Annotated in this window: 25 protein-coding genes; 16 read left to right on the top strand and 9 right to left on the bottom strand. The window is 72.2% G+C overall.

Features of this window, described 5'->3' with window-relative positions; all coding sequences use genetic code 11:
• Nucleotides 1–98: 98 nt before the first annotated feature.
• Nucleotides 99–1,163: a mycothiol conjugate amidase Mca gene (gene mca, locus FA582_RS03270; RefSeq protein WP_010149214.1), complete on the top strand. Its 1,065-nt coding sequence runs from the start codon at nt 99–101 to the stop codon at nt 1,161–1,163.
• Nucleotides 1,160–1,393 carry a hypothetical protein gene (locus tag FA582_RS03275; RefSeq protein ID WP_010149213.1) on the top strand — a complete coding sequence of 78 codons (234 nt, stop codon included), beginning with the start codon at nt 1,160–1,162 and terminating at the stop codon, nt 1,391–1,393. Before mca ends, FA582_RS03275 begins: the two co-directional genes overlap by 4 nt.
• A gap of 137 nt (nt 1,394–1,530) precedes the next feature.
• Here FA582_RS03275 and trhA read toward each other — a convergent pair whose 3' ends face one another.
• A complete protein-coding gene (gene trhA / locus FA582_RS03280) occupies nt 1,531–2,235 on the bottom strand; it encodes a PAQR family membrane homeostasis protein TrhA (RefSeq protein ID WP_010149212.1) in 705 nt (234 codons plus the stop codon).
• A gap of 116 nt (nt 2,236–2,351) precedes the next feature.
• On the opposite strand from trhA, the gene FA582_RS03285 reads away from it, so the two are divergent.
• The 4 genes from FA582_RS03285 (at nt 2,352) to FA582_RS03300 (ending at nt 6,763) form a co-directional block, all read left to right on the top strand.
• Complete coding sequence (locus tag FA582_RS03285) at nt 2,352–3,116, top strand: isoprenyl transferase (protein WP_010149211.1); 765 nt, start codon at nt 2,352–2,354, stop codon at nt 3,114–3,116.
• A 217-nt stretch (nt 3,117–3,333) separates the two neighbouring features.
• Nucleotides 3,334–4,707 (top strand): PhoH family protein, encoded by a 1,374-nt coding sequence (locus tag FA582_RS03290; RefSeq protein WP_010149210.1) that lies wholly within the window; start codon nt 3,334–3,336, stop codon nt 4,705–4,707.
• A 233-nt stretch (nt 4,708–4,940) separates the two neighbouring features.
• Nucleotides 4,941–5,885 carry an aggregation-promoting factor C-terminal-like domain-containing protein gene (locus FA582_RS16595; RefSeq protein ID WP_010149208.1) on the top strand — a complete coding sequence of 315 codons (945 nt, stop codon included), beginning with the start codon at nt 4,941–4,943 and terminating at the stop codon, nt 5,883–5,885.
• Nucleotides 5,886–5,944: 59 nt separating this feature from the next.
• Nucleotides 5,945–6,763: a DUF1206 domain-containing protein gene (locus FA582_RS03300; protein WP_010149207.1), complete on the top strand. Its 819-nt coding sequence runs from the start codon at nt 5,945–5,947 to the stop codon at nt 6,761–6,763.
• Nucleotides 6,764–6,971: 208 nt separating this feature from the next.
• Here FA582_RS03300 and FA582_RS03305 read toward each other — a convergent pair whose 3' ends face one another.
• The gene (locus FA582_RS03305) at nt 6,972–8,225 is read right to left on the bottom strand and encodes an MFS transporter (RefSeq protein WP_010149206.1); all 1,254 of its coding nucleotides are present in this window, start codon (nt 8,223–8,225) and stop codon (nt 6,972–6,974) included.
• Nucleotides 8,222–9,178, bottom strand: a complete 957-nt coding sequence (gene coaA / locus FA582_RS03310) for a type I pantothenate kinase (RefSeq protein ID WP_010149205.1) — start codon at nt 9,176–9,178, stop codon at nt 8,222–8,224. Before coaA ends, FA582_RS03305 begins: the two co-directional genes overlap by 4 nt.
• A gap of 87 nt (nt 9,179–9,265) precedes the next feature.
• Here coaA and glmS point away from each other — a divergent pair, with 87 nt between their 5' ends.
• The 3 genes from glmS to FA582_RS03325 are packed head-to-tail and all read left to right on the top strand — an operon-like array spanning nt 9,266 to nt 13,076.
• Nucleotides 9,266–11,125: a glutamine--fructose-6-phosphate transaminase (isomerizing) gene (glmS, locus tag FA582_RS03315; protein WP_010149204.1), complete on the top strand. Its 1,860-nt coding sequence runs from the start codon at nt 9,266–9,268 to the stop codon at nt 11,123–11,125.
• A gap of 48 nt (nt 11,126–11,173) precedes the next feature.
• On the top strand, nt 11,174–11,551 hold the full coding sequence (locus tag FA582_RS03320) for a holo-ACP synthase (protein ID WP_010149203.1): 378 nt from the start codon (nt 11,174–11,176) through the stop codon (nt 11,549–11,551).
• 1 nt (nt 11,552) lies between these two features.
• Nucleotides 11,553–13,076, top strand: a complete 1,524-nt coding sequence (locus FA582_RS03325; RefSeq protein ID WP_010149202.1) for an NAD(P)H-hydrate dehydratase — start codon at nt 11,553–11,555, stop codon at nt 13,074–13,076.
• Here FA582_RS03325 and FA582_RS03330 read toward each other — a convergent pair.
• A complete protein-coding gene (locus tag FA582_RS03330; protein WP_010149201.1) occupies nt 13,030–13,485 on the bottom strand; it encodes a Fur family transcriptional regulator in 456 nt (151 codons plus the stop codon). The two genes, FA582_RS03325 and FA582_RS03330, sit on opposite strands and share 47 nt — an antisense overlap.
• A gap of 62 nt (nt 13,486–13,547) precedes the next feature.
• Here FA582_RS03330 and FA582_RS03335 point away from each other — a divergent pair, with 62 nt between their 5' ends.
• On the top strand, nt 13,548–14,006 hold the full coding sequence (locus FA582_RS03335; protein WP_010149200.1) for a VOC family protein: 459 nt from the start codon (nt 13,548–13,550) through the stop codon (nt 14,004–14,006).
• Here the strand turns inward: FA582_RS03335 and FA582_RS03340 are convergent.
• Both FA582_RS03340 and leuA read right to left on the bottom strand, forming a co-directional pair.
• A complete protein-coding gene (locus tag FA582_RS03340) occupies nt 13,976–15,292 on the bottom strand; it encodes an MFS transporter (protein WP_202798115.1) in 1,317 nt (438 codons plus the stop codon). The genes FA582_RS03335 and FA582_RS03340 overlap by 31 nt on opposite strands.
• A 28-nt stretch (nt 15,293–15,320) precedes the next feature.
• Complete coding sequence (gene leuA / locus FA582_RS03345) at nt 15,321–17,066, bottom strand: 2-isopropylmalate synthase (protein ID WP_010149198.1); 1,746 nt, start codon at nt 17,064–17,066, stop codon at nt 15,321–15,323.
• 295 nt (nt 17,067–17,361) lie between these two features.
• Here leuA and FA582_RS03350 point away from each other — a divergent pair, with 295 nt between their 5' ends.
• Nucleotides 17,362–18,285 (top strand): hypothetical protein, encoded by a 924-nt coding sequence (locus FA582_RS03350; RefSeq protein WP_029541858.1) that lies wholly within the window; start codon nt 17,362–17,364, stop codon nt 18,283–18,285.
• Between the two features lie 85 nt (nt 18,286–18,370).
• Here FA582_RS03350 and leuD read toward each other — a convergent pair whose 3' ends face one another.
• Both leuD and leuC read right to left on the bottom strand, forming a co-directional pair.
• Nucleotides 18,371–18,970, bottom strand: a complete 600-nt coding sequence (gene leuD / locus FA582_RS03355) for a 3-isopropylmalate dehydratase small subunit (protein ID WP_010149196.1) — start codon at nt 18,968–18,970, stop codon at nt 18,371–18,373.
• Nucleotides 18,970–20,406 (bottom strand): 3-isopropylmalate dehydratase large subunit, encoded by a 1,437-nt coding sequence (gene leuC, locus FA582_RS03360; RefSeq protein ID WP_010149195.1) that lies wholly within the window; start codon nt 20,404–20,406, stop codon nt 18,970–18,972. Before leuC ends, leuD begins: the two co-directional genes overlap by 1 nt.
• A 95-nt stretch (nt 20,407–20,501) precedes the next feature.
• On the opposite strand from leuC, the gene FA582_RS03365 reads away from it, so the two are divergent.
• Genes FA582_RS03365 through FA582_RS03380 form a run of 4 tightly spaced genes read left to right on the top strand, consistent with a single transcriptional unit; the run spans nt 20,502 to nt 23,852 of the window.
• Nucleotides 20,502–21,620, top strand: a complete 1,119-nt coding sequence (locus tag FA582_RS03365) for a 3-isopropylmalate dehydrogenase (RefSeq protein WP_010149194.1) — start codon at nt 20,502–20,504, stop codon at nt 21,618–21,620.
• Entirely contained in the window at nt 21,617–22,792 is a 1,176-nt protein-coding gene (gene alr, locus FA582_RS03370; RefSeq protein WP_010149193.1) for an alanine racemase, read from the top strand. Before FA582_RS03365 ends, alr begins: the two co-directional genes overlap by 4 nt.
• On the top strand, nt 22,789–23,280 hold the full coding sequence (tsaE, locus tag FA582_RS03375) for a tRNA (adenosine(37)-N6)-threonylcarbamoyltransferase complex ATPase subunit type 1 TsaE (RefSeq protein WP_010149191.1): 492 nt from the start codon (nt 22,789–22,791) through the stop codon (nt 23,278–23,280). The genes alr and tsaE overlap by 4 nt, the downstream gene beginning before the upstream one ends.
• Nucleotides 23,277–23,852, top strand: a complete 576-nt coding sequence (locus FA582_RS03380) for an arsenate reductase/protein-tyrosine-phosphatase family protein (RefSeq protein ID WP_010149190.1) — start codon at nt 23,277–23,279, stop codon at nt 23,850–23,852. Before tsaE ends, FA582_RS03380 begins: the two co-directional genes overlap by 4 nt.
• Here FA582_RS03380 and FA582_RS17380 read toward each other — a convergent pair.
• Nucleotides 23,798–24,490, bottom strand: a complete 693-nt coding sequence (locus tag FA582_RS17380) for a S24/S26 family peptidase (RefSeq protein ID WP_081480642.1) — start codon at nt 24,488–24,490, stop codon at nt 23,798–23,800. The genes FA582_RS03380 and FA582_RS17380 overlap by 55 nt on opposite strands.
• On the opposite strand from FA582_RS17380, the gene FA582_RS03390 reads away from it, so the two are divergent.
• Entirely contained in the window at nt 24,420–25,961 is a 1,542-nt protein-coding gene (locus FA582_RS03390) for a sugar transferase (protein WP_202798114.1), read from the top strand. The genes FA582_RS17380 and FA582_RS03390 overlap by 71 nt on opposite strands.
• Nucleotides 25,962–25,982: the final 21 nt, after the last annotated feature.

Below are 25,982 nucleotides of genomic sequence, written 5' to 3' on the forward strand. Positions count from 1 at the left end.
ATGAGCGGGTGCCGGTAGCGGCACCACCACCATTGTCCGGCACCCACGGGCCGACCCTGACGTCGCCCCGGGTCGGTGCCACGCGGAAAGGATCGCCCATGACCACCACGGGACGCGGCCTGCGCCTCATGGCGGTGCACGCCCACCCTGATGACGAGTCCAGCAAGGGTGCCGCCACCACGGCGCACTACGTCGCCGAGGGGGTCGACGTCCGCGTGGTCTCGTGCACCGGGGGAGAGCGCGGGGACGTGCTCAACGAGAAGCTCAAGGACGACCCGCACATCGTCCGCGACATCACGCAGGTGCGCCGCGACGAGATGGCGCTGGCGGCCCAGATCCTGGGCATCAGCCATACCTGGCTGGGCTTCGTCGACAGCGGCCTCCCCGAGGGCGACCCGCTCCCGCCGCTGCCGGAGGGCTGCTTCGCGCTCGAGCCCCTCGAGGTGACGACCGAGGCGCTGGTCCGCGTCATCCGGGAGTTCCGCCCGCACGTGCTCACGACCTACGACGAGAACGGTGGCTACCCCCACCCCGACCACATCATGACCCACGTCGTGACGATGGCGGCCTTCGAGGCCGCCGGGGACCCCGAGGCCTACCCGCACGCCGGGGCACCCTGGCAGCCGCTCAAGGTCTACTACAGCGGCTGGGACCCCCAGCGCATGATCCGCCTCGACGAGGCGATGGTCGAGGCCGGGCACGAGCCGCCCTTCGCGGACTGGCGCAAGCACCTCGGGAGTCGCCCCCGGCGGGTCCTCACCACGCGGGTGCCGTGCGGCGAGCAGTTCTCGGTGCGCGACGACGCCCTCCGCGCCCACGCCACCCAGGTCGACCCGGACGGCCCGTGGTTCCGCGTGCCGCTGGAGATCCAGCAGCGGGTCTGGCCCACCGAGGACTACGAGCTCGCGCGCTCCCTCGTCACCGTCGACCTGCCCGAGGACGACCTCTTCGCCGGGCTGCGCAGCATGGACCTGCCGGAGCTGGACGCGCTCGGCGCGCAGGCGCACGACCGCGACGCGCAGGGTGCGCTGGTCCTGGCGCACCAGGGTGAGCCCCCGCTGCCCCCGCTGGACGCCGACGCCACCTCGACGGGCGGCGAGGACGGTGACGCCGACGGGGACGGTGTCGATGACGTGCGCCGCGGCGAGGGGCACGAGGAGTGAACGACACCGGCGTCGAGATCACGGCGGGACTGGGCGGATTCCTCGTCCTCTTCGGCCTGGCCCTCGCGGTGTGGTTCCTCGGTCGTGACCTCACCCGGCGGCTGCGCCGGATGCGGCGCGCCGAGGACGCCCGTCTGGAGCAGGAGCAGCAGGCCCGCGAGCAGCGCGACGCGGCGCCCGAGCGGAACTCCCGCCGCGACGAGCCCGAGGACGGCGACCCGATCGGCTGATGACCGTTCGCGGGTCAGCAGCGGGACCAACGTGGGGATAGCACGACCTCCATCGGCAATCTTTCCGATGGAGCTCGTGCTAGGCCGTGGTCGGTCCCGAGAGGGGCGGGGCCTACGTCACCTCGCGTAGCTCATGGTCAGGACAGGGGGGTCGAGGTTGTGCTCAGGCTGAGGTATGCGGCGGCCCAGTGGGAGGCGAAGGCGGCGACGGTGAAGGCGTGGAAGACCTCGTGGAAACCGAACCAGCGCGGCGAGGGGTCCGGGCGGCGCAGGCCGTAGACCACCGCGCCGAGGGTGTAGAACAGCCCGCCCAGGGCGATGAGGCCGACGACGAGCGGGCCTCCGGTGCGCCACATGGGGACGAGGAAGAAGATCGCCACCCAGCCGAGGGCGATGTAGACCCCGGTGTAGAGCCAACGCGGTGCACCGACCCAGAAGACGCGGAAGAACACCCCGGCGATGGCGCCCGACCACACGACCCAGAGCAGCAGGCGCTGCTGCCCCGGAGGCAGGAGCAGGACGGCGAAGGGCGTGTAGGTGCCGGCGATGATGAGGAAGATGTTGGCATGGTCCCACCGCTTGAGCAGCCGGGCCGTCCGGGGGCTCCAGCGACCGCGGTGGTAGAGCGCGGAGGTGCCGAAGAGCAGCACCCCGGTGATGGCGAAGACCAGGGAGGCCACCGCGGCGCCCGTCGTCGGTGCGAGGGCGACGAGAACGGCGCCCGCGACCAGGGCGACCGGCACCATACCGAGGTGCAACCAGCCGCGCAGGTGCGGCTTCATCTGGTCGACGACGGAGCCGAGCGGTCCGGGGACGGCGCTCGGGGCAGGGCTGGAGGGCATGTCTCCAGGCTAACTTACGCAACCGTAGGTTACGAAACCGTAGGTTGGTGGTGGCTGCCCACGCAGGCGCCCTCGCGGTGCAGCGGACGCCCAGCCCCTGCCGGTAGGTTGGGGCCATGCCGACGCCGAGGGACCTGGTCTACCGGGCCTACAACTCCTCGCTGCGCCGACACCTGCCCAGCGACGCGCTGCCCCGGCACATCGGCGTCATGCTCGACGGCAACCGCCGGTGGGCGCGGCTGCGTGGTGCGGAGACCGCTGACGGCCACCGCGCGGGCGCGGAGAACATCGTGCCCTTCCTCGGCTGGTGCGAGGAGGCGGGAGTCGAGGTCGTCACCCTCTGGCTCCTCTCGACCGACAACCTCAACCGCCCCGCTCAGGAGCTGGAGCCGCTGCTGGCGATCATCGAGGGGGTCGTGGAGCAGCTCGCGCAGACGGGGCAGTGGAGGGTGCGGGTCGTCGGTGCGCTGGACCTCCTACCCGGCCCGACCGCCGACCGGCTCACCGGGGCGGCCGACCGGACCGAGCAGGTCGAGGGGATGGTGGTCAACGTCGCGATCGGGTATGGCGGTCGGCGCGAGATCGCGGACGCCGTGCGGTCGCTGCTGCGGGACGCCGCCGCGTCCGGGGCCACGCTGGAGGAGCTCGCGGCCACGGTCACGGTTGAGGACATCGCCGCCCATCTCTATACCCGGGGCCTGCCCGACCCCGACCTGGTCATCCGCACCTCGGGGGAGCAGCGGCTGGGTGGCTTCCTCCTGTGGCAGAGCGCGCACAGCGAGTTCTACTTCTGCGAGGCCTTCTGGCCCGACTTCCGCAAGGTCGACTTCCTGCGCGCGCTGCGCGCCTACGCCGAGCGGGAGCGCCGCTTCGGCAGCTGAGCGACACGCCGCGCGCGCGTGCGTGGAGCGGCGGGCCCGCGGCATACCGTCGGAGCAGACGCGGGACGCCCCGTCTCGCCTCTCGGGAGGCCTACCACATGGAGCTCAGGCTCAGGCGGAGGGCCGGTTCCGGCTCACGCCGTGGTGTGGCCCGGTCCCGGACCGCCCATCGCCTTCGACGCGTAGCCGGCCGGCGCGTGTCCCCGAGGGAGCCCGCATGAGCCTTCGCCCCAGCACGACCACCGCCGACGTCCTCGACCGCGAGGTCGTCCCCTTCGACGCGCTGCCCGAGACCGGTCGCAAGACCTACGTCCTCGACACCTCGGTGCTGCTCTCCGACCCACGCGCCCTGCTGCGCTTCGCCGAGCACGAGGTCGTGCTGCCGGTGGTGGTCATCACCGAGCTGGAGGGCAAGCGCCACCACCCCGAGCTGGGCTACTTCGCCCGGCAGGCGTTGCGGATGCTCGACGACCTGAGGGTGGCCAACGGCACGCTGAGCGAGCCGGTTCCGGTGGGTGAGGCCGGCGGCACGCTGCGGGTCGAGCTCAACCACACCGACCCGACCGCGCTGCCGGCGGGCTTCCGGCTGGGCGACAACGACACCCGGATCCTGGCGGTAGCGGCCAACCTCTCGGCCGAGGGGCACGACGTCACCGTGGTGAGCAAGGACCTCCCGATGCGGGTCAAGGCGTCGGCGGTCGGGCTCGACGCGCAGGAGTACCGCGCCGAGCTGGCCGTGGACAGCGGCTGGACCGGCATGGCTGAGATCGAGGTCGACGACGAGCAGATGCGCCAGCTCTACGACAGCGGCCGGTTGGAGCACCCCGGAGCCGCCGGCCTGCGGACGCATACCGGCCTCACGATCCTCGGCGCCTCCGGCAGTGCGCTGGGGCGGGTGACTCCCGACCACGCCATCAAGCTCGTGCGGGGCGACCGCGACGCCTTCGGGCTGCACGGCCGCTCGGCCGAGCAGCGGATCGCCCTCGACCTCCTGCTCGACCCGGACGTCGGCATCATCAGCCTCGGTGGGCGCGCGGGCACCGGCAAGAGCGCCCTCGCGTTGTGCGCCGGTCTCGAGGCGGTGATGGAGCGCCGCCAGCACCGCAAGGTCATCGTCTTCCGCCCGTTGTATGCCGTCGGTGGCCAGGAGCTGGGCTACCTCCCGGGCAGCGAGGGCGACAAGATGGGCCCGTGGGCGCAGGCGGTCTTCGACACCCTCGGCGCCGTCGTCTCCAAGGAGGTGGTCGAGGAGATCCTGGACCGGGACATGCTCGAGGTGCTCCCGCTGACCCACATCCGCGGTCGTTCCCTGCACGACGCCTTCGTCATCGTCGACGAGGCGCAGAGCCTGGAGCGCAACGTGCTGCTCACGGTCCTCTCGCGGATCGGTCAGAGCTCGCGGGTAGTGCTGACCCACGACGTCGCGCAGCGCGACAACCTGCGCGTGGGGCGTCACGACGGCGTGGCCGCGGTGATCGAGGCGCTCAAGGGTCACCCCCTCTTCGCCCACGTGACCCTCCACCGGAGTGAGCGCAGCCCGATCGCCGCACTGGTGACGGAGATGCTGGAGGGGGCGGACGCGCTGCTGTGACAGGAGTGGCATAGCGTAATCGCCACGTGCGTCACACGGGTCCCAAGCCAGTGTGACCTTCACCACGTCTGGCCGTCAGGGTTTGACGCCGTACCCGCCTACCGGGCACCGTAGAGGGGTACATCACGTTTTGGTAACGCCGCCCGGCCCCGGATCCCTCGCGATCGTCCCTGTGGGCCTCCCTGCACCACCGCGATAGCGACTGCGGCATCCCGACCGAGGAAGTTGTGCCCATGCCCCATGCCCCCCTGACCGATGACCAGCAGGCCCGCCACGCGCGTGGCCGCCGGATGAGCCCCGCCGCCATCGCGGTCACCGCCTCCATCGCCGCCGGATCCCTCGGCCTCGCGACGTATGCCGCGACCGCCGGAGCCGGCACGGCCGAGCCGGACGCCTCCACCGACGCCCTGCGCGCCTCGGTCGGGCAGTTCTCGCCCACCGTGGCCGCGGACGCCGTCGCCGCCCTGAGCGACACCGCCGCCAGCGAGTCCACCGGCATGTTCGCCGAGATGAAGCAGATGCGCGCGGACCAGGCCAACGCCCTCGGTGTCTCCACCGGGGTCCGCGACGAGAGCCTCAAGACCGTGCAGGAGCAGGCCGAGCGCATCTCGGCCGAGCGGGCCGAGAAGCGCCGTGCCGCCGCCGAGAAGGCTGCCGCCGAGCAGCGCGCGGCCGAGCTCGCGGCTGCGGAGCAGGCTGCCGCCGAGCAGCAGGCGGCGGCCGAGGCCGCCGCGGCTGAGCGTGCGGAGCAGGAGCAGGCCGCGTCGCGCAGCGAGGAGCGCGCGGCAGCCCAGCCGCAGCCCGAGCCCCAGCCGGAGCCGCAGCCCGAGCCGGAGCCGGAGCCGGAGCCGGAGCCCGAGCCCACCCCGGTCTACAGCGGTGACGCCCGCGGGATCGCCCAGTCGATGCTCGGCAGCTACGGCTGGGGCATGGACCAGTGGAGCTGCCTGGACTCGCTCTGGCAGAAGGAGTCCGGCTGGAACCACACCGCGATGAACCCCAGCTCCGGCGCCTACGGCATCCCGCAGTCGCTGCCGGGCAACAAGATGGCCACCGCCGGCGCCGACTGGCAGACCAACCCCGCCACGCAGATCTCGTGGGGGCTGGGCTACATCTCCGGTCGCTACGGCTCGCCGTGCGCCGCCTGGGCCCACTCCCAGGCCGTGAACTGGTACTGAGCCGAGCACCCGGCATACCTCCCACCACCCCCGGTCGCGCTGCGGCCGGGGGTGGTGTCATGCTCGCCTGCGTGAGCAGAGACATCGTCCACGAGGGATCCCGCAAGGCCCGGCAGGTGGCCGACCACCCGTGGCTGGAGAAGCTCGCCCGCATCGGGTTCGCTGCGAGCGGCCTCATCCACGTCCTCATCGGCGGGATCGCCCTGCGCGTGGCCCTCGGCAGCGGCGGCGAGGCCGACCAGGGCGGTGCGCTGCAGGCCGTGCGGGAGGCCCCGGCCGGTGCGCTGATCCTCTGGGTCTGCGTCCTCGGGTTCCTCGCGCTGGCGCTCTTCCAGCTCCTCGACGGGCTGCTGGGCGGCGGCGAGATCGGTGACCGGGTCAAGGCTGTCGGCAAGGGCGTGCTGTATGCCGCGCTGGGGCTGACGACGTTGACGTTCGCGCGGGGCGGCAGCTCGGACAGCTCGCAGAGCAGCCAGGACCTCACGGCCACCCTCATGCAGGCACCGCTGGGCCGGGTCCTCGTCGGGATCGTCGGACTCGCGGTCATCGGCGTCGGGGGCTATCACCTCTACAAGGGCGCCACCAAGAAGTTCCTCGAGGACCTGAAGTCCACCGGGGGCGCGTCGCTGGGCACCGGCGTCACCGTCACCGGCATGGTGGGCTACATCGCCAAGGGGGTCGCCTTGCTGGTCGTCGGCGGGTTGTTCGCCATCGCCGCCTGGCAGGCCGACCCGGAGGAGGCACAGGGGATGGACGGCGCGCTCAAGATGCTGGCGGGCCAGCCCTTCGGCACGGCGCTGCTCGTCGTCGTCGCGGTCGGGCTCGTGGCCTACGGGGTCTACAGTTTCGCCCGTGCCCGCTACGCCCGGATGGACTGATACCTCCCTGCGCCGTCGCGCGAGTGTCGGACTGGGGTCCGACGCGGCATACCTCCGTCGCCCCATGTGCCACATCAGCCTCTGCCTGCCAGGAAAACCGTCTGTGCGCAGGGCGAATGCAGGGAATGGAGCGCGCACAGACGGATGTCCTGGCTCCTCGTGGCAGGAGGGACAGAGGTGACGACCGAGGGGGCCGTCGCGGGATCGTTCAGGAGGAGGGGTCTGCCCCAAGGCGGGCGCCCCGCACGGGCGAGCGGACCGCGACGAGCGTCGCGACGAGGAAGACCCCGACGGCGAGCGCGAGCGCACCGCGGTAGTCCAGCGCCGAGGCCAGCAGGCCACCCAGGAGCGCCCCGACGACCGCCACCGAGCGGTTCACCGTGCGCCGGGAGCCGTTCACCCGGCCCAGGAGCGGGCGCGGGGTCTCGGCCTGCCAGTAGCCCATCTCGTTGGGGTCCTCCACTCCCATCGCGAAGCCGTAGAGCGCCTGCGAGGTTCCGAGGACGAGCAGTGCCGTCAGCTCGCCGTGCTCCGGCGTGAGGACGGCGAGAAGCCAGGCGAGCGTGCAGAGCAGGCGGCCCAGGATCATCGCGTCGCCCTCACCGAGGCGGGTGCCCACCGCCGGTGCGGCCACGGCCCCGATGACGCCGCCGACGCCGACCGCGGCCAGGACGAGCCCGTAGGCGAGCGCGTCCAGCCCGAGACCCCGCAACGCGAAGAGGCCGAGCACGGTGAGGGCGAGGCTGTTGGCGAGGAACCACAGGTGGGTCGAGATCGCCAGCGGGGCCAGGGTGGGGTGTCCGTAGATGAACCGCAGCCCGGTCGCGATCTCGCCGCCGATCGCGCGGTGGGGTCGCGGGTCCGGGGGCGTCCCCTCGATCGGGAGCCGGCTCACCAGGAGGGCCGCCACGAGCCGTGCCACCCCGCCGAGGACCAGCGCGGAGGCCGCCCCGAGGGCCGCGACGAGGGCGCCCGCGAGCGGCGGGACCGCCGACTGGGCGACGGTCATGGACTGGCCGAGGCGGGCGTTGGCGTCGACGAGCCTGCCCCGGGGGACGAGGTCGGGGAGGACCGACTGCTCCGCGGCGGCACCGAAGACCGCGAACGTCCCGGCCACGAGGACCAGCGCGACCACGCGCCATACCGTCAGGACGTCCAGCCACCAGAGGCCCGCCATGAGCAGGAGCACCACGCCCCGGGCGAGATGGGTCAGGACGAGGGTCGGGCGGCGGCGCCACCGGTCCACGAGGGCGCCCGCCAGCAGACCGACGACGAGATAGGGGGCGAACTGCGCCGCGCGGACGATGCCGACCTCGGCCTCGCTCGCGCCGAGGGAGCGGATCACCAGGACGTCGATGCCCAGGGTCGTCATCGACAGCGCGATGAAGCCCAGGGTGCTCGCGACCCAGAAGGGCCTGAACCCGGTGCCGTCCGGGGTGCGCGGCCCGGTGGCCGACCTCACAGTCGGCGCAGCCGGACGCGGTCCACGCTGTGGTCGGAGCCCTTGAGCAGCACGAGGGTGGCGCGGCTGCGGGTGGGCAGGATGTTGTCGACGAGGTTGGGGGCGTTGATGGTGTCCCAGATGTTCTCCGCGATGTCCACCGCCGCGTCGTCGGTGAGGGTGGCGTAGCGGTGGAAGTGGGAGTCCGGGTCGGCGAAGGCGGTCTGCCGCAGCTCGAGGAAGCGGTCGACGTACCAGCGCTTGATGTCGCCGACGTGCGCATCGACATACACCGAGAAGTCGAAGAAGTCGCTCACCGCCAGACCGGCGCGGCCGTTGTCGTGGGCGCGCGGCGGCTGCAGGACGTTGAGGCCCTCGACGATGAGGACGTCCGGGCGTCGGACGACGATCTGCTCCTCCGGCACGATGTCGTAGACCAGGTGGCTGTAGACCGGGGCCCGGACCTCGGCCTTGCCGGCCTTGACCTCGCTGACGAAGCGCAGCAGGGCCCGCCGGTCGTAGGACTCTGGGAAGCCCTTGCGCGGCATGAGGTTGCGCCGTGCCAGCACCTCGTTGGGGAAGAGGAAGCCGTCGGTGGTGACCAGGTCGACCTTCGGGGCGGAGTCCCACCGCGAGATGAGCTCCTTGAGGATGCGCGCGGTCGTCGACTTGCCGACGGCCACCGAGCCCGCCACACCGATGACGAAGGGGGTGCGCTCGTGACCCTCGTCGAGGAAGTCGCTCGTGACGTGGTGCAGGCGGCCGATGGCGCGCTCGTAGAAGGACAGCAGCCGACTGATCGGGAGGTAGACCTGCTCGATCTCCGCGAGGTCCAGGCGCTCGCCGAGACCGCGCAGCCGCTCGACGTCGGCGGCGTCCAGCTGCATCGGATGCTCCTCGCGCAGCCGTGCCCAGTCGTGGCGGTCGAGCTCCACGTAGGGGGACGGGATGGCGGCGTTGCCCTGCGAACCCATGGGTGGCATTGTGCCAAGTGCGGCACCGGGACGTGCCGGGCCCTGCGGATGCCGTGCTCCGGCGCCGCGGCACGTAGGCTTGACCCCATGTGCGGAATCGTCGGATATGTCGGTCCTCGGACCAGCGAGAAGGCCCTCGACGTCGTGATGGAGGGGCTCGGTCGCCTCGAGTACCGCGGCTACGACTCGGCGGGCGTGGCGGTCGTGGAGCAGGGTGGTGTCGCGACCCGCAAGAGGTCCGGCAAGCTGACCAACCTCCAGCAGGCCCTGGTCGACGCCCCGCTGCCGGAGACGTCCACCGCGATCGGGCACACCCGGTGGGCGACCCACGGTGGTCCCACCGATGCCAACGCCCACCCGCACCGCGGCGGGCAGGGCGGCAAGCTCGCCCTCGTCCACAACGGCATCATCGAGAACTTCCACGCCCTCAAGCAGTCGCTGCTCGCCGAGGGCGTCGAGTTCACCTCCGAGACCGACACCGAGGTCGTCGCCCACCTGCTCGACCGGGCCTTCGTGGACACCGCGGACCTCACCGAGGCCATGCGGGCCGTCGTCGACATCCTGGAGGGTGCCTTCACCCTGCTCGCGGTGCACGCCGACCAGCCGGACGTCGTCGTGGGGGCACGCCGCAACAGCCCGCTCGTCGTCGGCCTGGGCGAGGGGGAGAACTACCTCGGCTCGGACGTGGCGGCCTTCATCGGGCATACCCGACAGGCGCTGGAGCTGGGGCAGGACCAGATCGTCACGATCACCCCCGACGGCTACTCGGTCATCAACTTCGACGGCTCGCCCAGCGACGGCAAGACCTACGAGGTCACCTGGGACGCCGCGGCCGCCGAGAAGGGCGGCTACGACACCTTCATGGAGAAGGAGATCCACGAGCAGCCGCACGCCGTCGCCGACACCCTGCTCGGCCGCACCGACGCCGAGGGCAACCTCGTGCTCGACGAGCTGCACATCCCCGTCGAGGACCTCAAGGCGGTCACCAAGATCGTCATCGTCGCCTGCGGCACCGCGTCGTATGCCGGCATGGTCGCGAAGTACGCCATCGAGCGGTGGACGCGCATCCCGGTGGAGGTGGAGCTCGCGCACGAGTTCCGTTACCGCGACCCGGTGGTGGACGAGCGGACCCTGGTGGTCTCGATCTCCCAGTCCGGGGAGACGATGGACACCCTCATGGCCGTCCGGCACGCCAAGGAGCTCGGCGCCAAGACGGTCTCCATCTGCAACACCCATGGCTCGACGATCCCGCGCGAGTCCGACGCCGTGCTCTACACCCACGCCGGTCCGGAGATCGCGGTCGCCTCGACCAAGGCGTTCCTCGCCCAGATCACCGCGTCCTACATCCTCGGGCTCTACCTCACCTCGCTGCGCGGCGAGTCCTACGGCCGCAGCGCCGCCGAGATCATGGCCGAGCTGCAGGGCATCCCCGCGCACATCGAGGCGCTGCTGGGCACGATGGACCGGGTCAAGGAGATCGCCTCCTTCATGGCCGACTCCCGCTCGGTGCTCTTCCTGGGCCGCCACGTCGGCTACCCCATCGCCATGGAGGGCGCGCTCAAGCTCAAGGAGCTCGCCTACATCCACGCGGAGGGCTTCGCCGCGGGGGAGCTCAAGCACGGCCCGATCGCCCTCATCGAGCCCGGGCAGCCCGTCTTCATCGTCGTCCCCTCGCCGGACAGCGAGCACGGGCTGCACGGCAAGGTGGTCTCCAACATCCAGGAGATCCGCGCCCGCGGCGCCCGCACCCTGGTCATCGCCGAGGAGGGCGACGAGGACGTCGTGCCCTTCGCCGACGAGGTCATCCGGGTGCCGCGCACGTCGCCCCTGCTGGCCCCGCTGCTCACCGTCGTGCCGCTGCAGGTCTTTGCGCTGCAGCTGTCGACGGCCAAGGGTCTGGACGTCGACCAGCCGCGCAACCTCGCCAAGTCGGTCACGGTCGAGTAGGCCGGTGTTGATGCCCCTGCCCGCGGTCCGCGGCGCCCGAGGTCGCCGGTGATCATCGGCGTCGGGATCGACGTCGTCGACATCGCGCGCTTCAGTGCGCGGATCGAGGCCAACCCGCGGCTGGGGGAGCGGTTGTTCACCGCCGACGAGCTCGGGCTGCGGCCGGAGTCCATGGCCGCCCGCTTCGCTGCCAAGGAGGCGCTGGCCAAGGCGCTGGGCGCCCCGGTGGGCCTGCGGTGGACCGATGCCTGGGTCGAGCGCGACGACAGCGGCCGCCCGCACCTGCGCACCCAGGGCACGGTGCGCGCGCGGGCCGACCAGCTCGGCATCAGTCACCTGCACGTCTCGTTGTCCCACGACGCAGGGGTCGCCTCGGCCGTGGTGATCGCCGAAGCCGATCCGACCACCCTTCCGGAGGGGGACTGACATGCTCCAGGCGTATGCCGTCGCGGACGTCCGCGAGGCCGAGGAGCGGGCGCGCGACGGGCTGCCCGAGGGGGAGCTGATGCGGCGCGCGGCGCGCGGGCTCGCCGACGTGGTGGCCACGCGCTGCGAGCAGCGGCAGGCCGGTCGTGTCGTGGTCCTTGCCGGCCCGGGGGACAACGGCGGCGACGCCCTGCACGCGGCGGCCCTGCTGGCCGGTCACCCGGATCGCGACGTGCAGGTCGTCGGGGTCGCGTCCCGGCTGCACGAGGGTGGCCTGACCGACGTGCACGAGGCGGGGCTGGACGTCCACGACGTCGCCCCCGACGCCGAGGACCTCCCGCCGACGGTGCTCGAGACCCTCGCCGCGGCCGACCTCGTCGTCGACGGGCTCCTCGGCATCGGCGGTCGCCCGGGGCTGCGTGGGGCGATGCGCGCCGCCGTCGATGCGGTGCCCGGCTCGGCATACCTCCTCGCGGTCGACCTGCCCAGCGGCGCCGACCCGGAGGGACTCGCCGCGCCCGAGCACTGCGCCGTCGCCGACGAGACGGTGACCTTCGGGGTCCTCAAACCGGTGCACCTCATGCCCGCCACAGCGCCGGTCGTCGGCCTGCTGACGCTCGTCGACATCGGGGTGCGGGTCGATACGGTCGCGGTCGTGGAGCGGCTGGAGCCCTCCGACGTGGCCGAGCTGTGGCCGGTGCCGCCAGCGGGCGACGACAAGTACCGCCGGGGGGTGCTGGGGGTGATTGCAGGGAGCGCGGACTACCCGGGGGCCGCAGTGCTGTGCACGAGCGCGGCCCTGGAGGCCGGCGTCGGGATGGTGCGCTACCTCGGGCCGGAGCGCGTGCAGGACCACGTCCTGGCGGCGTGCCCGGAGGTGGTGCCCGGGCAGGGGCGGATCCAGGCGATGGTCATGGGCCCGGGGGTGCCCGTGCGCGACGGGGAGACCGCGGACCGACGCCAGATCCAGTGGTTCCGGCAGGCGCTGGCCAGTGACGTGCCGCTCGTCGTGGACGCGGGCGCGCTCCAGCTGCTGGGCCACTGGCAGCGCACCGGGCACCTGCGCTGCGAGGCCCCGACCCTGCTCACCCCGCACGCCGGGGAGCTGGCCTCGCTCCTCACCGAGCTGGGCGAAACGAGTGTCGAGCGGGCCGAGGTCGAGGCCGACCCGGTGACCCACGCCCGCCGCGCGGCGCGCCTCACCGGCGCCGTGGTGCTGCTCAAGGGCGCGACGACGGTGATCGCCGACCCGGATGCGCAGGTGCCGGTGCGCACCCAGGCCGACGCGCCACCCTGGCTCGCGACGGCGGGCTCCGGCGACGTCCTGGCCGGAGTCTGCGGCGCGCTGCTCGCCTCGGGTGTCGCGCCCCGCGACGTCGGCTCGATCGGGGCGCTCGTGCACGGGCTCGCCGGGCATCGCGCCAACCCCGGCGGACCGGTCCGGGCCAGCTCGGTCGTCCGGGCGGTCGCCGCGACGGTCAGCGACCTGCTCGCCGGTCGGCCGCGGCGCAGTCCGGGCAGGTGACCGACAGCGCGGTATGCCCCAGGTGGGGGCGGTAGCCCCTCGCCTCGAGGTGCTCGCGCGCCGGCTGCAGCACCTCGGTGGGCAGGTCGAGGACCGACCCGCACCCGCGGCAGGCGGCGTGCGCGTGCGCGACGCCGGTGACCTGCGCCGCGAAGTGGTAGCGGGCGGGAGCGTGGTCGAGGTGCACGTGGGTGAGGATCCCCGCCGCACACAGGTGCTCCAGGGCGCGGTAGGTCGTGGCCAGGTGGGTCGGCCCGAGCTGCTGCACGGCGGCATGCACCTCGGTGACGTCAGGGTGCCCCGGTAGGGAGGCGAGCGCCTCCAGCACCCGGCGTCGCGGCTCGGTCACGCGGTCCCCGCGCTCGCGCAGCAGCACGAGAGCCTGCTCCACGGGCTCGGGCGTCGGCATACCGCCCAGTGTGCCCGATGGTCGCTGCACAGGGGTCGGGGCCGCATTGCTAGGTTGAGGCCATGGATCAGCGCGTGTCACTTCTCACCCTGGGGGTGAGCGACCTCGAGCGCGCTCGCGCCTTCTACCAGGCGCTCGGCTGGGAGGCCGGACCCTCCCCGGACCACATCGCCTTCTTCCAGGCCGGCGGCATGGTCGTCGCCCTCTGGGAGCGCGCCGCCCTGGCGGTCGACTCCGGCATCGACATCGACTCCGACACCGAGGACACGCCCGGCAGTGGCGACGCCTGGGGCGGCAAGGTGGTGGGCGTCAACCTGCCCAGCGCCGCGGACGTCGACGAGCAGATGAAGGACGCCGAGGCGGCCGGGGCGACGGTGCTGCGCCCGGCGTGCACCCGCTTCTGGGGTGGCTACTCCGGCGTCTTCACCGACCCGGACGGACACGTGTGGGAGATCGCCCACAACCCGTTCTGGACGGTCACGGACGAAGGTCAGACGCTGCTGGGTGACGGCAGGGGCTGAGTCTCCCTGACCCGCGGCACCATGAATGACAGGACCGCGGCACCGAGGCACAGCGCCCCGGCGATGAGCCAGGCGAGGGTGTAGCTGCCCTGCACGTCGCGGACCAGCCCGGCGCCGGTCGCGGCCACCGCGGCCCCGAGCTGGTGGGAGGCGAAGACCCAGCCGAAGACCATGGGCGCCCGCTCGCCGAAGTGCTGCTGGCACAGGGCCACCGTCGGCGGCACCGTGGCGACCCAGTCGAGGCCGTAGAAGAGGATGAAGGCCCACATGCTGGGCTGGACGTCCGGGCCGAGCAGCGTGGGCAGCGCCATGAGCGAGAGCCCGCGCAGCGCGTAGTAGATCGCGAGCAGCACGCGGGGGTCCACCCGGTCGGTCAACCAGCCGCTGGCCACCGTGCCGACGATGTCGACGATCCCGATCACGGCGAGCAGGCTCGCGGCGGCGGTGAGCGGCATACCGTGGTCGTGCGCGGCGGGGACGAAGTGCGTCCCGACCAGGCCGTTGGTCGAGGCGCCGCAGATCGCGAACCCGGCCGCGAGCAGCCAGAAGGCGCGGGTCCGGGCCGCCTCCCGCAGCGAGGCGAGGGCGAGCAGGGCCGCGTTGCCCTTCCGCGAGGGACGCGCCGGGGTGGGGTGCTCGGGCGTCGCGCCGTAGGCCTCCAGCCCCAGGTCGCGCGGGTGGTCGCGGACGGCGAAGACGACCAGCGGCAGGACGAGCAGCGCCGCACCCGCGACGACCAGGCTCGGCACCCGCCAGCCGTAGGCGGTCGCGAGCCAGGCCACGCCCGGCAGGAAGACGAGCTGGCCGGTCGCCGCGGCAGCGGTGAGGATGCCGCTGACCAGGCCGCGACGGGCGACGAACCAGCGCGAGACCAGGGTGGCGACGAAGGCCATCGAGATCGACCCGGCGCCCAGCCCGACCACGACCCCCCACAGCAGCCACAGCTGCCAGGGCTCGGTCATGAAGACGGTGAGGGCGCTGCCGGTCGCGAGCAGGAGCAGCGCGGTGATGAGCACCGGCCGGATGCCGAAGCGGTCCATCAGCGCGGCGGCGAACGGCGAGAACAACCCGAACAGCACGAGGTTGATCGAGACGGCCAGCCCGATCGTGCCGTGCGACCAGCCGAACTCGGTGTGCAGCGGGTCGATGAGCACGCCGGGGACCGACCGGAACCCCGCCGCCCCCACGATCGCGACGAACCCGGCGAGGGCCACCCACCAGGCGCGGTGCACGCGCCCGGTGCGCCGCGGCGCGGGGTGCAGGTCGGCGGTGGGGGAGGCGGTCACGGGGTCGTGGTCCGGCACCCCTCCCACGTCAGGGGCGCGGCCGGTTGAGCGCACTGCAGACCGCCCGCAGCGAGGCGCGGACCGTGTTGGGGTCGATGCCGACGCCCCAACGGACCTCGCCGTCCACCGCGCACTCGACGTAGGCCGCCGCGAGCGCGTCCTCGCCGGCCGACAGCGCGTGCTCGGTGTAGTCGAGCACCCGCACGTCAACGCCGAGACCGTTGAGGCCGGTGACGAAGGCGGAGATGGGGCCGTTGCCCTGCGCGCTGATCTCGTGGTCGACGCCGTCGACGCTGACCGTGGCCTCCAGGTGCTGGTGGCCGCTGGTGCCCTCGACGTAGCTGGTGGTGAAGTTGTGCAGGACCACGGGGCCGGTCTGCTCGAGGTACTCGTGGGTGAAGGCGTCCCAGATCTGCGTGGGGGTCATCTCACCCCCGGCGCTGTCGGTATGCCGTTGCACGGCTCCGCTGAACTCGATCTGCAGGCGACGGGGCAGGTCCAGCTTGCGCTCGGTCTTCATGACGTAGGCGACGCCGCCCTTGCCGGACTGGCTGTTGACCCGGATGACGGCCTCGTAGGAGCGGCCGATGTCCTTGGGGTCGACGGGCAGGTAGGGGACCTCCCAGCGGTGCTGGTCGACCGGCACCCCGGCGGCCGCGGCGTCCCGCTCCAGCGCGTCGAAGCCCTTCTTGATGGCGTCCTGGTGGCTGCCGGAGAAGGCGGTGAAGACGAGGTCGCCGCCGTAGGGGTGGCGCTCGGGGACGGGCAGCTGGTTGCAGTGCTCGACGGTGCGGCGGATCTCGTCGATGTCGGAGAAGTCGATCATCGGGTCGACGCCCTGGGTGAAGAGGTTCATGCCCAGGGTGACCAGGCAGACGTTGCCGGTGCGCTCGCCGTTGCCGAAGAGGCACCCCTCGATCCGGTCGGCCCCGGCGAGGTAGCCCAGCTCGGCGGCGGCGACGCCGGTGCCCCGGTCGTTGTGCGGGTGCAGCGAGAGGATGACGTGCTCGCGGTGATCGAGGTTGCGGCTCATCCACTCGATGGAGTCGGCGTAGACGTTGGGGGTGGCCATCTCGACCGTGGCCGGGAGATTGATGATGACCGGCTTGTCCGCGGTCGGTACGAAGACCTCCATCACCGCGTTGCAGACGCGGGCGGCGAACTCCAGCTCGGTGCCGGTGTAGGACTCGGGGGAGTACTCATAGCTCACCTCGGTGCCCGCGGGGAGCTGCTCCTCATACTTCTTGCACGCCTGCGCGCCGCGGACGGCGATGTCGACGATCTCGTCCTCGGAGGCGTCGAAGACGACGCGCCGCTGCAGGGTCGAGGTGGAGTTGTAGAGGTGCACGATGGCCTGCCGGCACCCGGCGATGGCCTCGTAGGTCCGCTCGATGAGGTGGTCGCGGGCCTGGGTCAGCACCTGGATGACGACGTCCTCGGGGATGAGGTCCTCGTCGATGAGCATCCGGACGAAGTCGAAGTCGGTCTGGCTGGCGGCCGGGAAGCCGACCTCGATCTCCTTGTAGCCCATGTCGACGAGCAGCTCGAACATCCGCCGCTTGCGGTCCGGGGTCATCGGGTCGATGAGGGCCTGGTTGCCGTCGCGCAGGTCGACCGCGCACCAGCGCGGGGCCTGGGTGATGGTGCGGCTGGGCCACGTGCGGTCTGGCAGGTCCACGGCGGGGTATGCCGTGTAGCGGCTCACCGGCATACCGCTCGGCTGCTGGGGGTTGGCGCGCACGACATGGGTGTCGGCGGGGGTGGTGATGCTCATCTGTCTGGCTCGCTTCTGCGCTGGGGGCTGGCGGTCCGGGACACCAGCGACTCCGCAGCGAGGGCCGGACCTAGAGGGTCTCGCTGCGGCGGCCAAGAAGAAGCAGATGAGTCATCGCGGTCACTCTAGCCCACGATCCTGACGTGAGGTCAATCGCGGGTCCGCGGTGGGTGTCCTGCATCGCCGGGGTCCGAGCACCGGATCTGCCGGACACCGATGGAGGACGGCTCTTGTCCACAGGCCGCTCACGGGGCGGGCCGGTCTGGGAGATGCTGGGAGTGGGGAGGGGGTCACGATGAGGCCGGCAGAACGGCGGGCGATGGTCGCGCGGGAGCTGGGCGGGCGCCACGACGGTGTCGTGCGGCGGCAGGACCTTTACGACCTCGGGCTGACCTATGACCAGGTCCAGGCCGAGATCGACGCAGGCCGATGGCATCTGGTGGGCCGGCGGTCGGTCTCCCTGGTGGGGCCCGTCCTCGACGCGAAGGCGCAGCGGCGCGTGGCCACCTGGGAGGTGGGCGCCGGTGCCGTGCTCGACGGCGTGACCTCGCTGGTTGAGGCCGGTCTCACCTCGTGGCAGGAGAGCGTGATCCACGTGAGCGTCGCCAAGGGGACCCGCGTCCGCCCGCGTCCTGGCGTGCGCATCCACCACCAGCGCCGCATGGGCCGGACCCTGGGCACCGAGCCGCCACGGACCGCCCCCGAGGTCGCCACCCTGCGGGCGGCGGCCTGGGCGGTGTCGGACCGGCAGGCGCTGACCGTGCTCGCGATGCCGGTGCAGCAGGGGCTGGTCTCGCCGCAGCGGCTGCTCGAGGAGTGGGAGACCACGCAGCGGCACCGCCGTCGTGCCCTTCTGCAGGAGGCGGTGCCGTTGGTCTGCGACGGCGCCCAGGCGCTCAGCGAGCTCGACTTCGCCCGCGCCTGCCGTCGCCACGGGCTGCCCGCGCCGTCTCGTCAGGAGGTGCGGCACACGGCCCAGGGCAGGATCTACCTCGACGTCTACTTCGAGGACTACGGCGTCCACGCCGAGCTCAACGGGGCGCACCACTACCTCAAGCTGGCCCCGGTCGCGGACGCGAGGCGGCGCAACGACCGCGCGCTCGAGGGCGACATCTCCCTCGAGATTCCGGCCCTGGGCCTGCTCCTGGACGAGGCCGCATTCATGGAGCAGGTGAAGAGGGCCTTGTGGCAGCGGGGCTGGCGTCCGAGGTCCGCCTGAGCCATTGTCTGGCGTTCGTGTCCTGCACTCACGGGGCCGCAGCACGGCCGATGCCAGACTCAGAAGTCAGACGGCTCCCGGCGGCCTAGTCGACGGCGGCGGTGACGACCGGCTTCCACGCCGGTCGTGCCTGCTCGAAGGCGGTGATGTCGGCCTCGTGCTCCAGGGTGAGGGAGATGTCGTCGAGGCCGTTCTCCAGCCGCCAGGCGACGTAGTCGTCCACCTGGAAGGTCGTCGTGAGATCACCGCAGGTGATGCTGCGACCGGGCAGGTCGACGGTGACCTCGGTGCCGGGCTCGGCCTCGAGCATCTTCCAGATGAGCTCGATGTCGCCCTGGTCCAGCTGGGCGGTGAGCAGGCCCTGCTTGCCGGAGTTGCCGCGGAAGATGTCGGCGAACTTGCTCGACAGCACGGCCCGGAAGCCGTACTGCTGCAGCGCCCACACCGCGTGCTCCCGGCTGGAGCCGGTGCCGAAGTCGGGCCCCGCCACGAGCACCGAGCCACGGGCATACGGCTCGGTGTTGAGCACGAACGACGGGTCCTCCCGCCACCGCGAGAACAACCCCTGGTCGAAGCCGGTCCGGGAGACCTGCTTGAGCCAGTGCGCCGGGATGATCTGGTCGGTGTCGACGTTGGAGCGGCGCAGCGGCACGCCGATCCCGGTATGCGTGGTGAAGGGTTCCATCAGACCAGGGCCTCCTGGGGGGCGTCGGCGGGGTGGAGGTCGGTCGGGGCGGAGAGGGTGCCACGGACCGCGGTGGCTGCGGCGACGGCGGGCGACACGAGGTGGGTGCGCCCCCGGGCGCCCTGGCGCCCCTCGAAGTTGCGGTTGGACGTGGAGGCGCAGCGTTCCTGCGGCGAGAGCTGGTCGGGGTTCATGCCCAGGCACATCGAGCACCCGGCGAGCCGCCACTCGGCGCCGGCGTCGAGGAAGACGCGGTCCAGGCCCTCCTCCTCGGCCTGCAGCCGGACGGCGTGCGAGCCGGGGACGACGAGCATCCGCACCCCGTCGGCGACGTGCCGACCGCGCAGGATGTCGGCGGCCAGGCGCAGGTCCTCGATCCGGCCGTTGGTGCAGGAGCCGAGGAAGACGGCGTCGACCCCGATCTCGCGCATCGGCGTGCCGGCGCTGAGGCCCATGTAGTCCAGCGCTCGGCGGGCGGTGTCCTGCGCGTCGTCATCGCCGGCCTGTGCCGGGTCGGGCACGGTGTCGCCCAGCTGGACCGACTGGCCGGGGTTGGTGCCCCAGGTGACGTAGGGGGTCAGTGCGGTGGCGTCGATGACGACCTCGGCGTCGAAGACCGCGTCGTCGTCGGTCCGCAGGTCGCGCCAGGCCTCCACCGCGGCGTCCCAGTCGGCACCGGTGGGCGCGTGCGGGCGGCCCTGCAGGTAGGCGAAGGTCGTCTCGTCGGGGGCGACCATCCCAGCTCGTGCCCCCGCCTCGATCGACATGTTGCAGATCGTCATCCGGCCCTCCATGGAGAGCGCCTCGATGGCCGACCCGCGGTACTCCAGCACATACCCCTGGCCGCCACCGGTCCCGATGCGGTTGATGACCGCCAGGATGATGTCCTTGGCGCCGACGCCCTGGGGCAGTGCCCCGTCGACGGTGATCGCCATGGTGCGGAACGGGCGCAGCGGCAGGGTCTGCGTGGCCAGCACGTGCTCGACCTCGGAGGTGCCGATCCCGAAGGCCAGCGCACCGAAGGCGCCGTGCGTGGAGGTGTGGCTGTCGCCGCACACGATCGTCATCCCGGGCTGGGTCAGCCCGAGCTCGGGGCCGATGACGTGCACGATGCCCTGCCCGAGCTGGCCGCGCTCGTGGTGGACGATCCCGAACTCCTCGCAGTTGGCCTTGAGCGCCTCGAGCTGGGTGCGGGAGGTCAGGTCGGTGATCGGGCCGAGGGTGGTCGGCACGTTGTGGTCCTCGGTGGCCAGCGTGAGGTCCGGGCGCCGCACGGGGCGGCCCTTCTCCCGGAGCCCGTCGAAGGCCTGGGGGCTGGTGACCTCGTGCACGAGGTGCAGGTCGATGTAGAGCAGATCGGGCTCTCCCTGCACGGAGCGCACGACGTGCTGGCTCCAGAGCTTCTCGGCCATCGTCAGCCCGGCTCGTTCGGACATGGTCGACCCTTCCGTTGCGGGGGTGTAGGGGTGGGAGACAATGCAGCCACTGTAAGCCCCACCCTTGACGCGACGTCACGGAGGTCGTTCGACTCATGCGCTCCCACTCCATCGCAGTCCTGCCCGGTGACGGTGTCGGTCCCGAGGTGACTGGCGCGGCCCTGGAGGTCCTCGACGCGGCGCAGGAGGCCTTCGGTTTCACCACCGAGCGCACCGACGTCCCGCTCGGTGCCGACCACTACCTCCAGACCGGCGAGCTGCTCACCGCCGAGATGGTCACCCGGCTGCGCGAGCACGACGCCATCCTCTTCGGCGCGATCGGGAGCCCGCGCGTGCCCCCGGGCGTCCTGGAGCGCGGCGTCATCCTCGCGCTGCGCGGCGCCATGCAGCAGGCGATCAACCTGCGCCCGGTCCGCCTCTACCCCGGCGTGCCGACGCCCATCGCCGGGCTGACCCCGCAGCGCTGCGACCTGGTCATCGTCCGGGAGAACACCGAGGGCGCCTACGTCGCACAGGGCAGCGCCGTGCACCGGGACACCCCCGCGTGGACGGCGGTCCAGGAGTCGGTCAACACCTGGTATGCCGTGGAGCGGGCGGTCGACTTCGCCTACCGGCTCGCGTCGGTCCGCCGGGGGCGGCTCACCCTGTGCCACAAGACCAACGTGCTCGTCGAGGCCGGTGCCCTGTGGTCGGCGGTCGTCGAGGAGGTGGGCACGCGCTACCCGGACGTCGAGACCGACTACGTCCACGTCGATGCGATGTGCATGCACCTTCCGGTGAGCCCGGAGCGCTTCGACGTCGTCGTCACGGACAACCTCTTCGGTGACATCGTCACCGACCTGGGCGCGGTCCTGCAGGGCGGCCTGGGGGTCGCCGCCAGCGGCAACCTGAACCTCGGCTCGCAGGCCCCGAGCATGTTCGAGCCCATCCACGGCTCGGCCCCGGACATCGCCGGACGCGGGTGGGCCAACCCGGCCGGTGCCTGCCTGTCGTTGGCGATGATGCTGGGTGACCTCGGTGAGGGAGAGGCCGCCGCGGCGGTCGAGAGCGCGACGGCGCACGTGCTCGCGGACCTGCCGGCCCTGGCCGGGGAGGGCATGGGGGCGAGCACGGCCGAGTTGGGCTCGCGCATCGCCACGGCGGTCGGTGAGGGCTCGGCGCCGGCGGTGGAGGGCAGCCTCATGAGCCAGCTCGCGCAGGTGATGTCTGCGTGAACGACACGGCGTGCTCGCCCGCGCAGGTCACCGTCGACCTGGACGCCATCGCGCACAACGTGCGCGTGCTGCGCGAGCGCGCGGGGACCGACCTCATGGCGGTGGTCAAGGCCGATGGCTATGGTCATGGCCTCGTGCCGAGCGCGCGCGCGGCGCTCGCCGGAGGGGCCGTGGCGCTCGGGGTGGCCCAGCCCGCTGAGGCGTTGGCTCTCCGGGCGGCCCGGGTGGGCGCGCCGGTGCTGTGCTGGCTCCTGACGCCGGCCATGGACGCCGACGCGCTCCTGGCCGCCGATGTCCAGCTGGCGTCATCGGCACCCTGGTCCCTCGACGCCATCGCGCAGGCAGCCCGACGGGCCGGGCGCACCGCCGAGGTGCAGCTCAAGGCCGACACCGGGCTCGCGCGGGGCGGCGCCTTTACCCTCCCGGTGGCCACCGCGCCCGACCCGCGCACCGACTTCGAGGTCCTCGTGCGGCATGCGGCGGCCCTGGAGGCCGAGGGGGCGCTCCGGGTCGTGGGCGTGTTCTCCCACTTCGCCTATGCCGATGCCCCCGAGCACCCGACGGTGCGGGCCCAGCAGGAGGCCTTCGCCGACGCGGTGCGTCTCGCCGAGCGGGCCGGGCTGCGACTCCAGGTCCGTCACCTCAGCAACTCCGCGGCGACGCTCACCACCCCCGCGGCCGCGTGGGACATGGTCCGACCCGGGCTCGCGGTCTACGGGCTGTCCCCCGTGCCGGAGATCGCCTCCGCCGCCGACCTCGGGCTCCGCCCCGCGATGAGGGTGACCGCCCAGGTCTCGGTGACCAAGCGCATACCTGCGGGGCAGGGGGTGTCCTACGGCCACACCTACGCCCCGGAGCGCGCCACGACCGTCGTCGACGTGCCGATCGGGTATGCCGACGGAGTGCCCCGCCACGCCTCGAACGCCGGGCCGGTCCAGCTGGGCGGTCAACGGTTCGCCGTCTCCGGCCGGGTGTGCATGGACCAGTTCGTCGTCGACGTGGGCGACACCCCGGTCGAGGCCGGTGACGAGGTCGTGCTCTTCGGTGCGGGCGACGACGGGGAGCCGACCGCGCAGGAGTGGGCGGAGGCGGCCGGGACGATCAGCTACGAGATCGTCAGCAGGTTCGGTCCGCGCCTGCCCCGCCGTCACGTCGGGGAGGTCGGGGCATGACCGGTGATGCCGTCCGCTACGAACTGCCCACCGCCGAGGACACCCGCGCGCTGGGGCACCGCCTGGGCACCCAGCTGCGCCGCGGTGACCTGGTGGTCCTCACGGGCGATCTCGGTGCGGGCAAGACGACCTTCACCCAGGGGCTCGCCGAAGGCCTCGGGGTGCGCGGCCCGATCACCTCACCGACCTTCGTCATCGCCCGGGTGCACCCTTCCACCATCGGCGGTCCCGATCTCGTGCACGTCGACGCCTATCGCCTCTCCGGCGGCGCCGAGCTCGACGACCTCGACCTCGACGCCTCCCTGGAGGAGTCCGTCACGGTGGTCGAGTGGGGGGAGGGGTTGGCCGAGATCCTGACCGCCGACCGGCTCGAGGTGGTGCTGGAGCGCTCCGGCAGCGATGCCGCCGACGACCAGCAACGACGGGCGGTCCTGCAGGGCCGCGGGCCGCGCTGGGCCGACGTGGTGCCCGGTCAGGACGTCCCGTGACCGCGGCACCGACCATCCTCACCGTCTGCACCGGCAACGTCTGCCGGTCGCCGCTGCTCGAGCGTCTCCTGCAGCGCGAGGTCGATGCCGCTCACGGTGTCGGTGCGCTCGCGGTGCGTTCTGCAGGGACTCGCGCGCTGGTCGGTCAGGCCATGGATGAGCGATCCGCCAAGTTGCTGCTCGAGTTCGGCGGTGATCCGTCGGGCTTCACCGCCCGTCTGCTGACCGAGAGTCTGGTGGAGCAGGCTGATCTCATCCTCACCGCGACTCCCGAACACCGATCTCGTGTCGTCCAGCTGGACCCCCGCGCCCTTCGACGCACGTTCACGGTCCACGAGTTCACGGCGCTGGTGAACGCCATACCGACGACCGAGCTCCCCCGGTGGGGCTCCCCCGCAGACGCCGTCGTGGAACTCGGGGCTACCGCAGGGGCGCAGCGAGGCAAGGCTGGTCGGCCCGCAACGGCCGGACTCGTCGACCCCTACCGGCAGCGGGACGAGGTCTACGCGGAGCTGGGTCAGCAGGTGCGAGAGGTATGGCCCGGGCTGGCCAGGGTGTTCGGCCGGGCGTAGGACGCCGCCCGCGTCAGGAGCCGCGGCCGGCGGAGGGGGCGCAGCCGCGGTAGCCGCAGGAGCGCCACGGCCAGGAGGGCGTCGGGCGCGAGGTGACCGAGCTGGCGCGAGTCGGTGCCGACTCCCTCCGAGAGCACCCAGAGCGCACCGTCCGGTCGGACGGCGCCCAGTCGCTTGACGGCCACCGGACGCGGGACGCCCAGGTCGTCGGCGGGCAGGGCGACGACGACGACCGACCCGACGCGGGCCCGGCCCCCGTGCAGCACGAGCAGGGTGTCGCCCGCCCGGAGGGTCGGGACCATCGAGGCGCCGGACACCCGCGCCAGCCCAAGCCGGAGAGGCTGCTCCCTCGACGCACGCACAGCGGTTAGAATAGTGGTGCCAGGGAAACGCAGGGGCTGCGCCCGGGTAGACGCAGGGGAAGCAGTCTTGAACTGGGCATGGACAGTTGTCCATTCAACTAGACGGGCGGGGCTCGAGGTGGTTAACTGAGAACTAGGTAAAGATTTGGCAAGGAGCGGATTCTGGGGAGAACCCGCTCCGGCGCAGGGACAGGATGGGAAAACCGTGACCGTGATCACAGGTACCGTTTTACGGCAGTCGAGCGAGGTCGTCACCGACTCGCGCCCTTTCGTCATTCCGGACGCTCTCCGGATGGTCGACAGTCTTCCAAGGGGTGGGCGCAAGAGGCCGCACCGAGCCCGCCGCTACCTCAGCGGCTATCTCACCACGTTGAAGATGCTCGACCTGCTGCTCGTGGCGGCAGCGGTCCTGGTGGCCTACGTCACCCGCTTCGGCCTGGACGAGACCACGCTGGACGGCGCGGGCCTCGGCATCGGCTACGGCTACGTGGCACTGGGCCTGGTCGTGGCGTGGATCCTCTCGCTGCACATCCAGCGGGCCTATGACGGCCGGACCGTGGGTCACGGCGTCCAGGAGTACCGCCAGGTCTTCCAGGGATCCACGTGGGTCTTCGCGACCCTGGCCATCGTCGGCTTCGCCTTCCAGATCGAGTTCGCCCGCGGGTTCGTGCTGCTGGCCTACCCGCTGGGCACGCTGCTGCTGCTGACCGGCCGCTGGAGCGCCCGCCGCTGGCTCGTCGGGCGTCGCAAGAACGGCGAGCTGTCCGACCGGGTCATCCTCGTCGGTGACAGGAGCCACGTCGCCAGCCTCGTCGCGGCGCTGCGCCGCACCCCCGATGCCGGCTACAACGTGCTCGGCGCCTGCGTCGACGACGCGACGGGCGACGTCGAGGGGGTTCCGGTGCTCGGCCCGGAGTCCGACGTGCTCCTCAAGGCCCTCGACCAGCACGTCGACGTCGTCGCGGTCTCCTCCTCCGCCGGGCTCGGCACGGTCGGCCTGCGCCAGCTCGGATGGGCCCTGGAGTCGACGGACATCGACCTCGTCGTCGCCCCCGGCATCATGGACGTCGCCGGACCCCGGGTCCTCACCCGCCCCGTCCAGGGGCTCCCGCTCATTCACGTGGAGGCGCCGCGCTTCGTCGGCCCCGCGCGGGTCCTCAAGAACGTCATGGACCGGCTCTCCGCGCTGGGCGTGACCCTCGTCCTGCTCCCGGTCATGCTGGCGGTCGCGCTCGCTGTCAAGCTCGAGGACCGCGGCCCGGTGCTGTTCCGTCAGGAGCGCGTCGGCCAGGACGGGCAGACCTTCTCGATGTTCAAGTTCCGCAGCATGGTGCTCGACGCCGAGGACCGGCTCGCCGACCTCGCCGACGCCAACGAGGGTGCCGGCCCGATGTTCAAGATGCACCGCGACCCCCGGGTGACCCGCGTGGGCGCATTCACCCGCCGCTACTCCCTCGACGAGCTCCCGCAGCTGCTCAACGTCCTGCGGGGCGAGATGAGCCTCGTCGGGCCGCGACCGCCGCTGCCCCGTGAGGTGGCCGAGTATGCCGAGGACACGCGTCGTCGACTCCTCGTCCGCCCCGGGATGACCGGGCTGTGGCAGATCAGCGGCCGCAGCGACCTCTCGTGGGAGGAGGCGGTCCGCCTCGACCTCTACTACGTCGAGAACTGGAACCCCATCCTCGATCTCATGATCATGTGGCGCACCGTCCGCGTCGTGCTGGGCTCGGAGAGCGGAGCCTACTGAGCCGCTGCTCGGCTAGGGTGC

Origin of the sequence: Serinicoccus profundi (assembly GCF_008001015.1) — a bacterium.
In the GTDB taxonomy this organism is placed as follows: domain Bacteria; phylum Actinomycetota; class Actinomycetes; order Actinomycetales; family Dermatophilaceae; genus Ornithinicoccus; species Ornithinicoccus profundi.

What these genes read in the sequence shown, in the direction of transcription:
- FA582_RS03335 (WP_010149200.1), top strand. Translation starts at nt 13,548, where the DNA reads ATGGATCAGCGCGTGTCACTTCTCACCCTGGGGGTGAGCGACCTCGAG.
- FA582_RS16595 (WP_010149208.1), top strand. Translation starts at nt 4,941, where the DNA reads ATGCCCCATGCCCCCCTGACCGATGACCAGCAGGCCCGCCACGCGCGT.
- FA582_RS17380 (WP_081480642.1), bottom strand. Translation starts at nt 24,490, where the DNA reads ATGACGAAAGGGCGCGAGTCGGTGACGACCTCGCTCGACTGCCGTAAA.
- FA582_RS03285 (WP_010149211.1), top strand. Translation starts at nt 2,352, where the DNA reads ATGCCGACGCCGAGGGACCTGGTCTACCGGGCCTACAACTCCTCGCTG.
- tsaE (WP_010149191.1), top strand. Translation starts at nt 22,789, where the DNA reads ATGACCGGTGATGCCGTCCGCTACGAACTGCCCACCGCCGAGGACACC.
- leuC (WP_010149195.1), bottom strand. Translation starts at nt 20,406, where the DNA reads ATGTCCGAACGAGCCGGGCTGACGATGGCCGAGAAGCTCTGGAGCCAG.
- mca (WP_010149214.1), top strand. Translation starts at nt 99, where the DNA reads ATGACCACCACGGGACGCGGCCTGCGCCTCATGGCGGTGCACGCCCAC.
- FA582_RS03300 (WP_010149207.1), top strand. Translation starts at nt 5,945, where the DNA reads ATGCTCGCCTGCGTGAGCAGAGACATCGTCCACGAGGGATCCCGCAAG.
- FA582_RS03365 (WP_010149194.1), top strand. Translation starts at nt 20,502, where the DNA reads ATGCGCTCCCACTCCATCGCAGTCCTGCCCGGTGACGGTGTCGGTCCC.
- leuA (WP_010149198.1), bottom strand. Translation starts at nt 17,066, where the DNA reads ATGAGCATCACCACCCCCGCCGACACCCATGTCGTGCGCGCCAACCCC.
- leuD (WP_010149196.1), bottom strand. Translation starts at nt 18,970, where the DNA reads ATGGAACCCTTCACCACGCATACCGGGATCGGCGTGCCGCTGCGCCGC.
- FA582_RS03330 (WP_010149201.1), bottom strand. Translation starts at nt 13,485, where the DNA reads ATGCCGACGCCCGAGCCCGTGGAGCAGGCTCTCGTGCTGCTGCGCGAG.
- FA582_RS03290 (WP_010149210.1), top strand. Translation starts at nt 3,334, where the DNA reads ATGAGCCTTCGCCCCAGCACGACCACCGCCGACGTCCTCGACCGCGAG.
- FA582_RS03325 (WP_010149202.1), top strand. Translation starts at nt 11,553, where the DNA reads ATGCTCCAGGCGTATGCCGTCGCGGACGTCCGCGAGGCCGAGGAGCGG.
- trhA (WP_010149212.1), bottom strand. Translation starts at nt 2,235, where the DNA reads ATGCCCTCCAGCCCTGCCCCGAGCGCCGTCCCCGGACCGCTCGGCTCC.
- glmS (WP_010149204.1), top strand. Translation starts at nt 9,266, where the DNA reads ATGTGCGGAATCGTCGGATATGTCGGTCCTCGGACCAGCGAGAAGGCC.
- FA582_RS03350 (WP_029541858.1), top strand. Translation starts at nt 17,362, where the DNA reads ATGAGGCCGGCAGAACGGCGGGCGATGGTCGCGCGGGAGCTGGGCGGG.
- coaA (WP_010149205.1), bottom strand. Translation starts at nt 9,178, where the DNA reads ATGGGTTCGCAGGGCAACGCCGCCATCCCGTCCCCCTACGTGGAGCTC.